The 14,414-nt window shown below is 54.1% G+C and carries 14 protein-coding genes and 1 pseudogene; 5 read left to right on the top strand and 10 right to left on the bottom strand.

Features of this window, described 5'->3' with window-relative positions; translation table 11 throughout:
• Nucleotides 1–52 precede the first annotated feature (52 nt).
• Together O3W47_RS06925 and O3W47_RS06930 are read right to left on the bottom strand one after the other, a co-directional pair.
• Entirely contained in the window at nt 53–550 is a 498-nt protein-coding gene (locus O3W47_RS06925; RefSeq protein ID WP_269313326.1) for a hypothetical protein, read from the bottom strand.
• 3 nt (nt 551–553) lie between these two features.
• Complete coding sequence (locus tag O3W47_RS06930) at nt 554–856, bottom strand: hypothetical protein (protein WP_269313327.1); 303 nt, start codon at nt 854–856, stop codon at nt 554–556.
• Nucleotides 857–907: 51 nt separating this feature from the next.
• On the opposite strand from O3W47_RS06930, the gene O3W47_RS06935 reads away from it, so the two are divergent.
• The 3 genes from O3W47_RS06935 to O3W47_RS06945 are packed head-to-tail and all read left to right on the top strand — an operon-like array spanning nt 908 to nt 2,398.
• Nucleotides 908–1,489: a TetR/AcrR family transcriptional regulator gene (locus O3W47_RS06935; protein ID WP_269313328.1), complete on the top strand. Its 582-nt coding sequence runs from the start codon at nt 908–910 to the stop codon at nt 1,487–1,489.
• Between the two features lie 13 nt (nt 1,490–1,502).
• A complete protein-coding gene (locus O3W47_RS06940; RefSeq protein WP_269313329.1) occupies nt 1,503–1,796 on the top strand; it encodes a YciI family protein in 294 nt (97 codons plus the stop codon).
• A complete protein-coding gene (locus O3W47_RS06945; protein ID WP_269313330.1) occupies nt 1,793–2,398 on the top strand; it encodes a DNA-3-methyladenine glycosylase I in 606 nt (201 codons plus the stop codon). Before O3W47_RS06940 ends, O3W47_RS06945 begins: the two co-directional genes overlap by 4 nt.
• A 49-nt stretch (nt 2,399–2,447) precedes the next feature.
• Here the strand turns inward: O3W47_RS06945 and O3W47_RS06950 are convergent, their stop codons facing one another.
• The 5 genes from O3W47_RS06950 to O3W47_RS06970 form a co-directional block, all read right to left on the bottom strand.
• A complete protein-coding gene (locus O3W47_RS06950; RefSeq protein ID WP_269313331.1) occupies nt 2,448–3,062 on the bottom strand; it encodes a LysE family translocator in 615 nt (204 codons plus the stop codon).
• A gap of 115 nt (nt 3,063–3,177) precedes the next feature.
• On the bottom strand, nt 3,178–3,816 hold the full coding sequence (locus tag O3W47_RS06955; protein ID WP_269313332.1) for a VOC family protein: 639 nt from the start codon (nt 3,814–3,816) through the stop codon (nt 3,178–3,180).
• Nucleotides 3,817–3,885: 69 nt separating this feature from the next.
• Nucleotides 3,886–4,683, bottom strand: coding sequence for a LysE family translocator (locus O3W47_RS06960; protein ID WP_269313333.1), 798 nt, complete (start codon nt 4,681–4,683; stop codon nt 3,886–3,888).
• A 751-nt stretch (nt 4,684–5,434) separates the two neighbouring features.
• Nucleotides 5,435–6,058, bottom strand: coding sequence for a histidine phosphatase family protein (locus tag O3W47_RS06965; protein WP_059755673.1), 624 nt, complete (start codon nt 6,056–6,058; stop codon nt 5,435–5,437).
• A 161-nt stretch (nt 6,059–6,219) separates the two neighbouring features.
• Nucleotides 6,220–7,092, bottom strand: coding sequence for an ornithine carbamoyltransferase (locus tag O3W47_RS06970; protein WP_059755670.1), 873 nt, complete (start codon nt 7,090–7,092; stop codon nt 6,220–6,222).
• Between the two features lie 271 nt (nt 7,093–7,363).
• Between O3W47_RS06970 and O3W47_RS06975 the strand changes: the two genes are divergently transcribed.
• Entirely contained in the window at nt 7,364–9,589 is a 2,226-nt protein-coding gene (locus O3W47_RS06975; protein ID WP_269313334.1) for an AAA family ATPase, read from the top strand.
• Nucleotides 9,571–11,385: a UvrD-helicase domain-containing protein gene (locus O3W47_RS06980; protein WP_269313335.1), complete on the top strand. Its 1,815-nt coding sequence runs from the start codon at nt 9,571–9,573 to the stop codon at nt 11,383–11,385. Before O3W47_RS06975 ends, O3W47_RS06980 begins: the two co-directional genes overlap by 19 nt.
• A gap of 298 nt (nt 11,386–11,683) precedes the next feature.
• Here O3W47_RS06980 and O3W47_RS06985 read toward each other — a convergent pair.
• From O3W47_RS06985 to O3W47_RS06995, 3 genes and pseudogenes are all read right to left on the bottom strand, one after another.
• A pseudogene (locus O3W47_RS06985) lies at nt 11,684–12,603 on the bottom strand (ornithine cyclodeaminase family protein).
• Nucleotides 12,604–12,716: 113 nt separating this feature from the next.
• Nucleotides 12,717–13,205, bottom strand: a complete 489-nt coding sequence (locus O3W47_RS06990; protein ID WP_059755660.1) for a hypothetical protein — start codon at nt 13,203–13,205, stop codon at nt 12,717–12,719.
• 103 nt (nt 13,206–13,308) lie between these two features.
• Nucleotides 13,309–13,836, bottom strand: coding sequence for a CatB-related O-acetyltransferase (locus tag O3W47_RS06995; protein ID WP_269313336.1), 528 nt, complete (start codon nt 13,834–13,836; stop codon nt 13,309–13,311).
• Nucleotides 13,837–14,414 lie beyond the last annotated feature (578 nt).

A 14,414-nucleotide genomic window follows, 5' to 3' on the forward strand; every position in this document is an offset into this window, starting at 1 on the left:
TCGCCTCCAGACGCATGCTATCGTGTCAATCACTACGTGCAATATGGAAAACTTACACACTGGGTTCGATGACTGCCTCGAGCAGATCAGGAGAGCCGAAATGCCGACGAAGCACGTCAGGATAGACAAGCAGGCCATCCTCACAGCCGTTGATTTTCATCATCTCAGTGATAAAGGCCTTGCGGAATACGATTCCGAAATAGATGTGATCCGGGCTCTGCTCCCATGTTGGGTCAATTGGGCAGCCATTCCTGTCTACAAGCCAAGCGTGCTGCATGGGGATCGGAATTTTGCCGTTGAACGCATAGCCTTCAGCGTAGAAAACATCATCGCGTTCGCTGGCTAGTTTTGCTGCGTTTGCGAAGCAGTGTCTCTTGGGGCCTCGCTCGAGCCAGCTAGGATCATCCATGGCGGGAGGAAAACGCCGTCCACAGAGCGTGAGTGCTGAGACCGGTCCGAAGACCCGCGCGTTTGCGGCACTTTCACGGAGATCATCGAGCAAGAGCTTTAGCGCCATTTCAGCTTTCGAGCGATGAACGATATTTTCCATTTTTCAAAAATCCCCGAGGCAACGTTCGCAATACGGCCGAAGCAATACGATTAATTGAGTATGGATGTTAAGCAGCAACAAATCTGCACTCGTAACGATGATCCGCCGTTTGAAGTCCGGCATGACAGTTTCCGCAAGCCTGCACGACGATGGTGCGTGACCTGGATAGGCCGGGTCTTCAAAATCCGGACGTAACAAAAAAGCTTGTCGCGGGTCATCTTCCAATCCTGATCTGCCGATTGGGATGGAAATACCTGAAACCCGCATAAAAGTCAGGATTTCCAAGACAAGCTGCGGCTTTGACATATTAGGTCAATTGTCCTAGATGTGTTACATCACTAGGACAATTGACCAAGCATGTCGGTATCATCCACTCGCGAATTGATAGTCGAAAAGGCGGATTCCCTTTTTTACGAAGGCGGGTTCGAGGCCACGTCCTTTGCCGAGATCGCCGCCGCCGTGGGCATATCGCGCGGTAATTTCTATCACCACTTCAAGACCAAGGATGCCATACTGGAGGCCGTGATTGTGCGCCGGATGGAAAGGACGCGGGCCATGCTCGACGGCTGGCAGGCCGAGGGCGAAGGCCCACGCGAGTGCATCATGTCGTTCATTCATATGCTGATCGCCAACCGGGTGAAGATCATTGCCTTCGGCTGTCCGATCGGCACCCTTTCATCTGAACTTGCCAAGCTCGATCACGTCGCGCAGCACCGGGCGGCCGAAATCTTCGGCCTGTTCCGTGACTGGCTTGCCGGGCAGTTCCGGGCACTTGATGCCGGCGACCGGGCCGAGACGCTGGCTCTGCATCTTCTAGCATGGTCGCAGGGGGTGGCGGTCATGGCCACGGCGTTCCGCGACGAGTCTTTCATCCGTAGCGAGGTGGCAGGAATCAAAAACTGGCTGGCGACCTTGCAGGACATTTCCCCATCCAACTGACCAAGGAGCGCCGATGTTTGTCACCTTTCTGAAATTTACCGAGAACCGCGCCGCCGCACCGGACTTCATGGCGGCCCATAACGATTGGATCGCGCAGGGCTTTGCCGATGGTGCGTTTCTCAGCGTCGGCTCGCTTCAGCCCGCAGCCGGGGGCGCGATCCTCGCCAATGGGGAAAGCCGGGCCGATCACGATGCACGTATCGCTGCCGACCCCTTCGTCGCGCAGGGGATCGTGACCGCCGAAACCTACGAGATCGACCCGAAGCGCACTGTTGCCGCGCTGGATTTCGTGAAGTCGCCGGCATGAGCGGAATCGTTCCCGGCCCCGATGGCCGCCCGCGCTGCCGCTGGTGCGCGGCCGTGCCGGAGTTCTTAGCATACCATGACTGTGAATGGGGCTTTCCGGTTGTGGATGACACACGCCTGTTCGAGAAACTTTGCCTTGAGAGTTTTCAATCGGGCTTGAGCTGGCGCACCATCCTCGCCAAGCGCGAGAACTTCCGGGCCGCGTTCGCAGGCTTCGATTTCCGCAAGATGGCGCTGTTTGATGATACTGATGTGGCACGGCTGCTGGCAGATGCCGGTATCATCCGTCATCAAGGCAAGATCGAAGCCGTCATTAACAACGCTCGCCGCGCCTGCGAACTGGTTGAAGCAGAAGGATCGCTGGCGGCGTTTGTCTGGCGGTTTGAACCGGACAACGACGATGAGGAGCCCCAAAGCCGCTCGACCTCGCCGGCTTCCGAGAGGCTGTCCAAGGAGTTGCGCAAGCGCGGCTGGAAATTCGTTGGTCCCACCACGGTCTATGCGTTCATGCAGGCGATGGGGCTGGTCAATGACCATGCAGAGGGATGCATCATGCGGGCGGAAGTCGAGCAGGCACGAAAGGGGATGCGTCGCCATTCTTAGTGGCAAAAATCCTGAAATCCGCACTGGCGAGTTTCAGGATTCACGCGGCTTAGCGCGATGCGACAACAGCAATGCCCGCGCCAACCATGATCCCGCCGGCCGTTCGGTTCACCCGGCGAACGACGACCGGCGTCCTGAGCAGCTTGCGCGCCCGGCCGGCGAGGATCACATGCCCGCCGATCACCACCACCTCAACCGTAAGGATCACGGCCGCCAGCGCTGCGACGTGGCCGGGCGTAAGTGACGCGCCGACGACGCTCGGTAGCAGCGCGACATAGAAAAGCGGCATCTTCGGATTGCCGAGGTTGAGCGCAACGCCGGTCGCGAAGATCGCCAGCAGGCCGCGCCGCTCGGCAACGGGTTGCAGCTCGGGCACAGTCGGGGTGGTATTCCATAGCTTGACACCCATCCAGATCAGGTAGGCCGCACCCGCATAGCGCAGGATCGTCATGACCACACCCATCTCGGCCGCGACGATCGACAGGCCGAAAGCGGCCAAGGTCAGGAAGATGAGGATGCCGACGACCGTTCCGGCTCCATAGGCAATGCCGGATGCCGCCCCGTGCGAAATTGTGCGGGCAACGATCGTCATGTTGTCCGGGCCGGGACTGGCGGCGAACACGAAAAAGGCCGCCGCGAAGGCGAGTAAGGTCGAAAAATCCATGGAACCCGCAAAAGTTATGATTGCTCTCGGGGTTTCAGGATACGCGATTTTCTCTCATGAGAAAGGGGACGCTCAGAAAATTAGGACTCGCGACAGACGACCTGCGTTGCCATGGTCAGGTTAGCTCTTTCAATCCGGCGGGTGTCTCGATGAGCGCCCGGTATCGGACCTCGGGGCCTTGGACGATGACGGGCGAATTCTCGATGTCAAGTTCCCGGTAGAGCGCCGCAATGCGGGTCGGGTCCGGATGCTGAAGGGTGAACGAATGAAGGTGGGCATCCAGATCGGGAATAGAGGCGATATAGCTGGTGTCGCCCCGGTGGTCGATGATCGAAGGGACCGCGCCGCCCAAGGGAAGCGAGCCATCCTTTGGGATAGCAAAATCGAAAGTCGGGCTTTCGGCCGGGAGGGGAACCTTGTCGCCCAAGATCGCGCCGTAGGCTGAAACAACGGCGTCCATCGCATCTGTGTTGGCGACCCACCCGCGCAACCGGCGACCTGCATCCCAATCCGATCTAACCTGTTCCTGATTGTCGAGGCCGAACCAGCGGGCCCGATCTGGCTCTATTCCCTGTGGATCGAGCGCCACGATTTCCAGATAAACGGAATTTCCGAGCTGGAGCCGGTGATTGTGGCTCCCCATATATTCGTGGCGCGTCCCGAAAGGCACGTCGAGGCCAAGGCAGCGTTGAACATGCAAGACTCCTTCGGCCAGCGTCGGGGCGATGACGGTGATGTGGTCCAGCTTCAACAAGTGCAGAAACTCCAATGTCGTAAAATTATCGAAACCCGCGACACCTTTCGCGACCAATTCAATGACCGATCAGCTTTTGTCCAAACATGTGCCCAAAAAGGCCGCTACCGCAGCTGAGACACCAGTGGCCCAATAAGGTGCGCCGAAAGCTTGAGCGAGCCACACACTAAGTCCAGCGACGAGGCCGCCAACAAGAGCTGGAATGAGATTTTTATTTTCCCTCTTCGAGAATGGGCGAATATCCAGAGGCCGCAACAGACAGATACAGATTAAGTCCTGCTTGTAAGCAACTTGATTCCGGCGAAGGTGAAAAATACTCCCAAACCTGCGTCGATCCATCTGCGAGCACGGTCGTAGGCCGTGACAACACGCTTGGTGGAGAACTGAGAGGATGGTGGTTCCGACTACGATAACGAGAGCGGTTGAGGCAGGCGCAGAGTGCGCGAGGCCAAGCGACATGATTGCGATCCATGTCAATGCGGCCTTTGGATTGGTCATCTGGACGATCACGCCGCGCAGAAAATACGTGCGCAGGTTGCCTCCCGCTATTCCGGCCGGGTCCATGATCGGCTTTGACGAAGCGGCCGAGCGAAAAGCTTTGAAGGCCAGCCAGAGCAGATAGAGACCGCCAATGATTTTGATGACCGTCAGCACGGAGGCATAGGCGGCAATCAATGCGGTTAGGCCGATCGCGGTCATGGAGGCCCACAGGAACGATCCCGCAGAGATGCCGAGCGCTAACGCAATGCCCGCTTTGCAGCTGACAGCCATCGATGTGCCGACGACCGAAAGAATATTTGGGCCGGGACTGAACATCCCGAGTGCAAAGGCACCGAACGCCAAACCGATTTCTGGCAAATGCTCCATATGGACACCTCCAAGCTATTTGTCGCGAAAATCCAATGAAAGCGACACTTGTTTTCCTGGCTTCTGCGATGTCGCAGAATAGGGGGGCGGGAGCCGCAATGTCCGGTTCTGGCGCTTCTGCGCCATGACCGCAACCTGCTCAACGGTTAACACCACTAGGCCCTTGACCTCAACTTCGGTTGAGGTCGTACGAATTTGAGGCGGTCGCAGCCCATCGAAGGCGACCACTTCAGAGGAGGACGTCTTGGTCACATATTTTCGCTATTCGAAACCCAAATATTCCTACGGAACACGTCTCATCGGGGCCGTCGTTTTGCAGTTACTCGGCACCGGATTGTTGGCGTTCATCTTTTGTCTGCTGGATGCGCTTACAGCGAAGCCAACGACAACTCTCGGTCAATTTGTGCCATGCTTGGTGGGCGGTGTCGCTGGCTTTCATTTTGTGGCTTTTCGTCGGCCAGCCACGGACGGCCAGCTTAGCCTTATCGCGACATCGTTCTTGGTATTTGGGAGCTTTTATTGGCTTGTGTCCTATTCATTGCCTGACCTTTTACTGGCAAGATTGCTATCTGGGTTTGGAATGGGTGTGGTTGTTGCAGGAACTTTCCGACGTTGCTTTCTTGAAAATCCAGTCGTTCTACGCGTCCGCTAGATGATAGTTGACCCTAACCGTTTTGGAACGTGCGCATTTCGGTTCAATTCACGACCGTAGTCGGTACTTTGCCATCAAGGCAGCTTGAACCCTTTGCGGTCATCGGACCAAGTGGACGGTGTCAGCGAACCGGATCATCGCCCTACTGCGGAAGAAGTCGTCTTGCCGGAGGTGGGTGATGCTTCCACTAGGTGCGGCATAGGAGATAAATCCACAAGCATCTACGGGCACCTTCATCCAGGCCGCGATCACCAAACTCAGCGTGAAGCCGTGGGTGACGACAACTTGAGTTTCGCATTTTCGACCGAGTATTGCGTCGATATAGGGATAGACCCGTATCGCCACATCACGACGTGACTCCGCTCCTTCAATGCTGCCTCGATGATCGAGTCTATCGGTATCGGGTGCGGGTATGTAACGCGCGTCAAGCCATTCCTGTGGCTTCCCTTCAGCCACACCGTAGCTGATCTCGCGTAGCGCCTTTGTCTGCGTTACAGGCCGTCCAAAGCGACTTCCGATGCAATCTGCTGTCTGGTAGGCCCGTTTTAAGTCAGATGAGAAAATCTCAATCTCATCGTCACCGATAAACGTAAACAGTCTCTCAGCCAGTGCGCGGGCGTCTTCTTGTCCCTGCGCCGTAAGACCGGTATCGAACCAGCCTCCGACCTTTCCCTCTATATGGTGGGCAGACTCGGTATGTGTTACGATGAACAAATCTCTCATCTTAATGCCCTAAGAAATCACTTGCCTTCGCGTGTAGCCGAAATTTAGTGGAGGGAACAGCATGTCTCCTGTTGGCGCTGAGCGGCAGACGCGTCTCGGCCCGAAGCTGATTGTCAGGACCGCTTTGCAAGTGTCCGCGATCGGCCCAAATCGGTCATCCGTTACGCCGTGGCCCATTCCATCAATGCGTTTTGGGCATGGAGAAGGAATGCTTTTGCAGAACGGCTGTGACAAATCTTGTGTCGCATCGCCTCGATCGTTACTTCCTGACCTCTTGCAACGGGTGGGCATGGGAGAAATATCGCGTTGTTCTTGCATTCATTCAGAACCGCTGTAGTGATCTGATAGTCGATCAGTTCAGCGTCATGAATATTCGTCGGCCATGAATCTGTGATGATCACGTCCGCCTCGAAGATGTGACGGATATCTTGGCTTACTTCGAAATTAGTGTTGATGAGTGCCGGGTCGGTAACGTGCCACCGCTCGGGATACACCTGAACAACGTTTATCGGCAATGACTTTGAAGCTTCGACCCATGAACGCAAAATATTGGCGTCAGGGGCGATGCCGACGACTTTGAGCGTGTCCAATGAACCTCTGATTTTCCTCACATAGGCCAGATCGCCGAGTGTTTCACATGGATGATTGGACCTCGTCCGCGCGTTGATGACTGGAGCCTGCATGGCTGATGCCGATTCCTTCAAGGTAGCCAGTTCCTTCGTTCTGACGACAAGGAGGTCGAACCAATTGTCGAGGTAGCCAGCGAGGTCAGCAGTAGTTTCTCTGGCATTGAAGCTGATCGGCGGTTGAACCACAATGCCGCCCATCGCCTTTGCGCCGAGATCGAAGGCGGTGGTATTTCGCCATCCGGTATCATCAACGATGAGGCCGATGCGCTTGCCTTTCAAGGTTTGCGGCACGGTGTGGCTATCCCAATCGGTGGCGAGCTTTTCAGCTCTTTCGAGCAGGGTTGTCAGGGTATCGATTGGAAGAGAATGGAATTCGAGAAAATCTCTATTGGCTTGAAAAGTCATATGACACCGATTTCGAGCTTGGTACGATTGCTGGCAAGATCGCCGGCGAAACAGCAGTTCCCAAAGTATTCGGTTTCGCCGTTGGTGCAATGACCGCTCCCGGCCCATTGCAGACATGCTGATCCAGATTCAGCTTCTTCGATTTGCTACGGAGTTGCAGGAAGTAATCCGTAAGATATCTATTTTTTGGACTCAGTCCAATTTCTCGTAGAGCGCGAATCGCATATCACTAATATATCTATGGTTATTGGTGCAGGTTGCGAGCGCTTCTGTGAAACTAAAAAAGCTCCAGATCGAAAATTTCCGATCCCTCAAGAACCTTGAGGTCGATCTCGAAGAGTATCTTTCGATAATTGTTGGCAAGAACAATGTTGGGAAGACCTCGCTTCTAGTCGCATTGGAACGCTTTCTAGGTAGCTCTCAATCCAGTTTCGATTTTGAGGATTTCAATCTGGATTTTCGGCAGCATGTCGCAGCATTGGCCGAGAGCAAGATTCAGCCTGACGACCCATATCCGTTTTGTGGCATCAGGCTTCGCGTCTTCATCGAATATTCGGACGATGACGATTTGGGCAACGTCGGTAACAAGGTGATCATGGACCTCGATCCCGATAACAAGTGGATCGTGTTGGACTTCCTGTACCACCTCTCATCGGAGTATCTCGAAATCTTGCGGCGGGACTTCAAGGCTCACCAAGACAGGAAGAAAGATAAAGCGCAGGACGTTCTCAAATTCCTTCGCGAAAACCACAGAGAGTATTTCAAGGTCGCCAGGCGAAGCGTGCAATTTGATCACCTCGATCAGAAGGTTCAGGAAGACATTTTCGTTGATCTCATCAAGGAATCTATCCGTATCGACGATATCATTTCATTCAAGCGCATCGCGGCGCGTCGTTCGGTTTCAAACAAAGAGACTGACAAGACGCTATCAACGATGTCGTCGAGAATTTACTCAGCAATGTCATCCGACGCGGGAGATGAGGAGGTTTTCGACACGTTCAAGGAGGCGCTCAGCCATACGGACGTCCAGTTAGACACCATCTATGGTAAACTCTTCAAAGAGGTCATCGATGATGTGAGACGATTTGGCGGGATTAAGGAGGGCGATACACAGCTGCAAATTAGGTCGACGTTGCAGCATCGTGAACTGCTTGAAGACAACACAACCGTCATGTACGGGCAGGGAGCAGAACTGCACGTCCTGCCCGAAAGCTACAATGGCTTGGGCTACCTAAACCTGATCAGCATGATCTTCGATATCAAGATCATCCTTAATGAGTTCAAGCGAGGAAATAAGCCGAAACCCGCTGATATCAATCTCCTATTCATTGAAGAGCCTGAAGCCCATACTCATCCGCAGATGCAGGCGGTTTTCATCAAGAATATCAAGAACCTCGTCGGACGGTCCGTTTCAAACGCGGATGGTATTAAGTGTCCTCTCCAGACAATTCTCTCGACGCATTCGGCACACATTGTGGCCGAGTCTGATTTCGACGACATCAAGTATTTCAAGAAGTCCGGTGGAACCACTGTGGCCAAGGGCCTGCGCGACTTGCACGCCATGTACAAGGTTGCCGGGAAAGACGGCCATTACACCTTCCTAAGACAGTATCTGACTCTCCATCGTTCGCAGCTTTTTTTCGCCGACAAGGCGATTCTAGTTGAGGGCGACACAGAGCGAATCCTTCTTCCCGCGATGATGCGCAAAATTGACCAACTCGACGAAGCGACCGCTTTCGCAGACACTGAAATCGCCCCGCTGCCTTTGATGTCGCAGAACATCTCGGTAATAGAGGTCGGTGCACACTCTCAGATTTTTGAAATATTCCTCGACTTCATCGGCGTGAAGACGCTCATCATCACTGACTTGGATTCGGCCGTAGAGCGGCAGCGCATGAAAGACGGCAACCTTGTAACCAACAAGAAAGGGCAGCCAGTTATTGATATCGTTGCCCACCCGGTGGAAGGCGGAACCCACACGACCAATGCTGCCCTAAGATTTTTCTTCGGAGTCGGCTCCGCGCTCACATATTTCCTGGAGCTGGCGCTTGAACACAAGACCGTCAAGAAGAAGCCAGATGCCGTCTGGGCTGCGGACCCCGCTGGCGAAATCATGTGCGCTTACCAGGTTACCGAGACCAACGCAGAGAACGAAACATACTGCGCTCGGAGCTTTGAGGATGCGTTTTTCCACGTCAATCGAGCATTCATGACATCGGCCAGCGCGGTGGCCGATGATGACGACTCGCCGAAGTTTCCAAGTCTCAAACAAGGGGCACTGGCCGAATTCATCGGTGGCGGCAAGCCCGATGTAATGGCTGATAACGGAATTGATAAGAAGCCCTCCTTCGCCATCGAGATACTGCTCAACAGCGAAACGACTAAGCTGACAAAGACAGATAAGGGCGGCCAAGCACGAGATTTCACTCTTGAATTTAGCAACTGGAACATTCCGAAATACATTCACGAAGGTCTAAGATGGATCAAGGCGGGTTGAAGCTGGAGCCTGAGGTCGAGCGTGTTCTCAAACATGTCGCCGACGGCAAGAATTTCCTGCTAAGCGGTGGAGCTGGGAGCGGGAAAACGTACTCCTTGGTCCAGGTCATTGGAGAGCTGCTGCGGACCCAGCCAAGCGCGTCCATTGCTTGTATCACCTATACGAACGCTGCGGTTCGTGAAATCGAGTCACGCGTCGCGGACGAGAGACTGGCCGTCAGCACCATCCATGATTTTCTCTGGGCAGCTATCGGCCCGTTCCAAGCCGAGCTGCGCCTTGTTCTGATCGATTTGATGACTGGAGATAGCCCTCGCATTAAGCCCGGGAGTATCGCTGTTTCCGATGGGATGTATGACGGAAAACCGATTGAATACAAGGAGTTCAGAATACTAGCAGAAGGGATCATTTCCCATGACGAGGTTATCACTCTCGCTCACGGTGTGTTTGAAAAATACCCGAAGATACGAGAAATCCTCCGAGATCGTTATCGGTACATTCTCGTCGATGAATACCAGGACACCTCACCCGACGTCGTCAAAATCCTCCTCGATTTTTTGCCCTTGGCTCACAGGAAAGGCGTCTGCGGCTTCTTCGGTGACAGCATGCAATCGATCTATGATGAAGGTGTTGGATCGATAAAGGATTATGTGGCAGCTGCCTCTGTGATGGAAGTTCAAAAGGTCCAGAATCGCCGAAATCCTCGCCTCGTGTTCGAGCTTGCGAACCGCTTGAGATCAGACGGGATCGTGCAGAAAGAATCTGATGACGAAAATGCTCCGAATATGCATGACGGTGCCGTGAAGGATGGATCAATCCGCTTTTATTACGCGGCGGACGGAGGCGACAAACTCGATGCCGTGCGGAAAACCCTCGGATGGGACTTCAATGAGGTCGCTGGGACCAAAGAGCTGAACCTGACGCACAATTTGATCGCGCCACAGGCGGGGTTTGGCGATCTCATGGAAATCTACGACAAAGACGGGGTGCTCAAATTCCGTGACAGGCTCCTCGATCATATCAAAGGCAACGATGACCTTACCAAGTACGACGCCGACACATTCGGCGAAGTCATGGCCAAGTTCCCGGGAGTGGCTCCGACGCCCGGGATGAGGGATTTTATCGACGCCCATCCAGACTGGCTGACAGATGCAAAAAGCTGTAACTTCCTGGTATTCAGGCGCATGTATGTCGATAAGGACCAACTCGTCGACGACAAAAAGCAAACCGAGGAAGAGGCCGCACGCAAGGGCTCACAACGATGCCCGTTTATCAAGCACATCTTCAAAATCCTAGACGTCGTTCACCTCTATAATCAGCGGAAATTCAATGAATTTCTGAGGCGTACCGAGTTCAAGCTTGGGTCAGCAAAAGACAAGGTGCAGCTTAGGGAATGTATTAACGAAATCGGGGCGATGAGCGACCGTCCGATTATCGAAGTCATAGATTACGCTGAGAAACATGGACTGGTCCGCAAGGATGACGCTCTCACCAATTTTGTGACCCGCAAGCCCTACCTATTCAATCGCGTGTCGCCAATAAAGTGCTCATCGTACCTGGCGCTCTATGAGTATCTCGAAGGCCGAACGACCTACTCAACGCAGCATAAGATCAAAGGACGAGAATTTGATCGCGTTCTCGTCGTTCTCGATTCTGGGGGTGGAACAAGTACAATTTCACCTATCTGTTCGAGGGTGGCGGGACAGCCTCCGTCCGCGAGCGCACGGAAAAGCTGTTCTATGTCTGCTGCACGCGGTCAAAAGACTCGCTCGCAGTGTATTTTCGGGACCCTTCCTTGAAGGTCATAGCAAGAGCGAAAGAGTGGTTCGGTGACGGAAATGTCATCGCCGTTTGATCATTTTGCGGTAGGATGATCATTCACTATGCTGATCAGCTTAACCTCCCATCTTGTTGGAAAGATATCCTGCGTAGATCGGCGCGGCAAATGAGTATCAGTATTTGCGTGCGGCCTTCTTAGCGCGTGTGTCGCTATTCGTGGTATCCGGTCAAAAGCTCTATCTGAACCAAACCAGACATCAAATAGGTTGCAAAATACGCTAGGGGGCCATGACAGCTTCAGCTTGGCAGACGTTTAACTTACAAATTGTCGAAGATTGCCGAGGCCACCGCGACTTCAGTACCCGCCAACCCGACGGAGCAGAACAGGGTCCTTTGATCCGCTGACGTCCGACCGGGTACCTTTTCTGCAACGATATCAGAAAGCTCCACCATCCGATTCTCATTGCCTGAACCATTGAGGAAGAAGGGGAGGTGTAGGCTCGCGTCTGTTCGGAAGAATCTGTCGCTATAGTGCTTGCCATATCCGCGATATCGAGTCCGAGTTCATATCCCTCAAGCGTTTTAGGGCCAACCGTGTTGACATGCACACCGCGCTTCAGATCGGCCGCACGGACAACCGGCTGGTTGCTGGACGTGGCACAGATGACGATATCAGCATCGCTCACGGCCTCATAAACACTGTCTGCTGGCCTTATCTCAATTCCCAGGTCCGCTTCCATTTCCCGCGCGAAAAGGCTTCGCCGGGTTTCATCGCGGCTGTAAACGCGAGCAGAACTGATTTTCCGAACGGCAACTGCAGCTTCAAGCTGGCTTCGCGCCTGGAGCCCGCTACCCAATACCCCTACGACACTGGCGTCGGGTGAACTGAGGTGCCGAATTGCGACGCCCCCTATCGCACCGGTTCTGATCGCGCCAAGGCGTTCCCCGAGGATAAGCCCTTTCAGCCGCCCGTCATCCGCACACCAAACGGCGACGATCTGGGAGTGTTCCGCGCCCTCAAATGTCTCGTATACCCGAAAGCCCGCGAGAGGTTTTTCGCCAAGGGTGCCTCCAACTGTAAAGATCAGATCGCCCCGCCCGGGGAACGAGATATGGTGTCGGGGTGGGGATATTGTTTGGCCAGCAGCGCGATCGCGAAGAATATTTTCTACAGCTTCGATCGCAACGTTCATGAATGAGCCATTCAGAAGGTCACTGTCGCTCAATATTCTTGCCATCATCGAAACTCCAGTTTCAGCCAGTTTGCAACCTGAACCGACCTTGAGGTCAATAGGCATGGTTAGTTTGAATCGCTGCCTTGGCCGGCGTGAAGCCGAAGCCGCCTATTACCTCATGGGAACTGAATTGCCTGACGTAGTGTCGCGATGGCCTCTGCTACAGACGGCCCCTTGATCAGTGGCGGATCAGGCCGTTCACAGAATTCCCGCCATACAAACAATGTGAGCTCCGCGCCGTCAGTTTGCATCTCCTCCGGTCCGTTCGAGAGTTGCTGGAGGAGTCTATAGCGGTGATCCGTCCAGAAGAGGTTTTCGACCCACTCATAGATTGGAATAGCGTGGAAATGGATCGGATACCCAAGGGAATGCCCGTAGCGGCTGATATAAATTTTATTTGCACCCAAGCTCTTCAAGGCATGCTGAACAACCGCGAAGACCCGCCCCATCGAGCTCAGCGCCTCGACGGAAAGATCACTCAAATCGTTCGTGACTTTCGTCGAAGCTATGATGAGATAGCCGGGAAGCGCCGAGTTGACACGATGGTTTATAGACCAATGAGCAGTTTGGGCGATATGAAGGTGCGGTGGAATATCCTGGGTCATCGCATTAATTTATCAGGGTAGCTTGTGGCCGCAACGTCTGGTGTACGGCGCAATCCAGTTGAGAGAAAAGGAGCCGTTTGCCGCTGGTGGAAATGCCGAACACTCACCCGTAGGCCAGCCTGAGCGCAGCCATGTTACCGCTGCTGAGCGCCGCCAAGTTGGCTTCGATTTTCTCGATCGGCCAGTCCCACCAGGCGAGACGATGCAGTTCGTTGATGACTTCGCTGGGATAACGCATTCGGATAATAGATGCCGGATTTCCGCCTACAACTGCATAGGGCGGTACATCTCGGGTAACAACGGAAGCGGCAGCGACAATCGCACCCGTGCCTATGTGAACGCCTGGCATGAAGCCGGTCATCGGGTGGTTCGCCGAACTGGTAATAAAGTAGCTTCCCCTCGCGATCTGCACGAACTTGCCGATTACCAGTCGCTCGCGCACGCCATGACCGAGATATGGGGCCAGGATCAAGGCCGTGTCTTCGGGCTTTCCAGCATGAGTATAATAGCTGAAATCACCGATCTCCATCCGCGGATGATCTATGACGTTCTTCAGATATACGGTGTCCCGATAAACAGCTCCGTCGGGAAGCGTAATCGGATGGATGGCATTTGCGTCGAGAAGAGCCATACAGAACCTTTCGAACGCCAGCCGGTCTGCGCGGCATCCTATTAAACCTCGCGGGGGACTGTCAGGCTATTTTCTCCCGACCGAGAAATCCATCACGGGTTGCGTATCGCTCCGATGAATAGTTTTGATGGCCACCGTCGGGGTTGAACACATCTACCTTCTACGACGTCTCCGTTAGGGCGCTTTTGTGCAAGCAAGCACATGAAAGTCACCATGCGCCGCCCGCAGACCGTGCCGAAAATCTAAACCACCTTCAAGTCGCTATAGTACCCGCGGGCCTTGAGCCTTAGGGTTGCAGGATGGTCGTGCTTCAGCAATGACCACTGTCCATGAACCTTTTCGTATTCGAGGCCAGCATCAGCTTCCTTCCTAAGCTCCTCAAAGGTGTTGATAACCTTTGGATCGCCGGACCTTAGGGCGAGTGGTTCTTAGAACTCAAGCTGGAACTCGAGTTCTGGAATGGCACCGCGTTCCAAGTTCCTTCGCATCGATACGAGTAGTGGTGGGAAATCCATATTCGTCATGCCCGACTCCTAGTAGCCTATGTATTCACCGACAATTGTCGGGCCTTATTTCAT

Source organism: Agrobacterium sp. LMR679, assembly GCF_027157905.1.
Classification (GTDB): Bacteria; Pseudomonadota; Alphaproteobacteria; order Rhizobiales; family Rhizobiaceae; genus Agrobacterium; species Agrobacterium leguminum.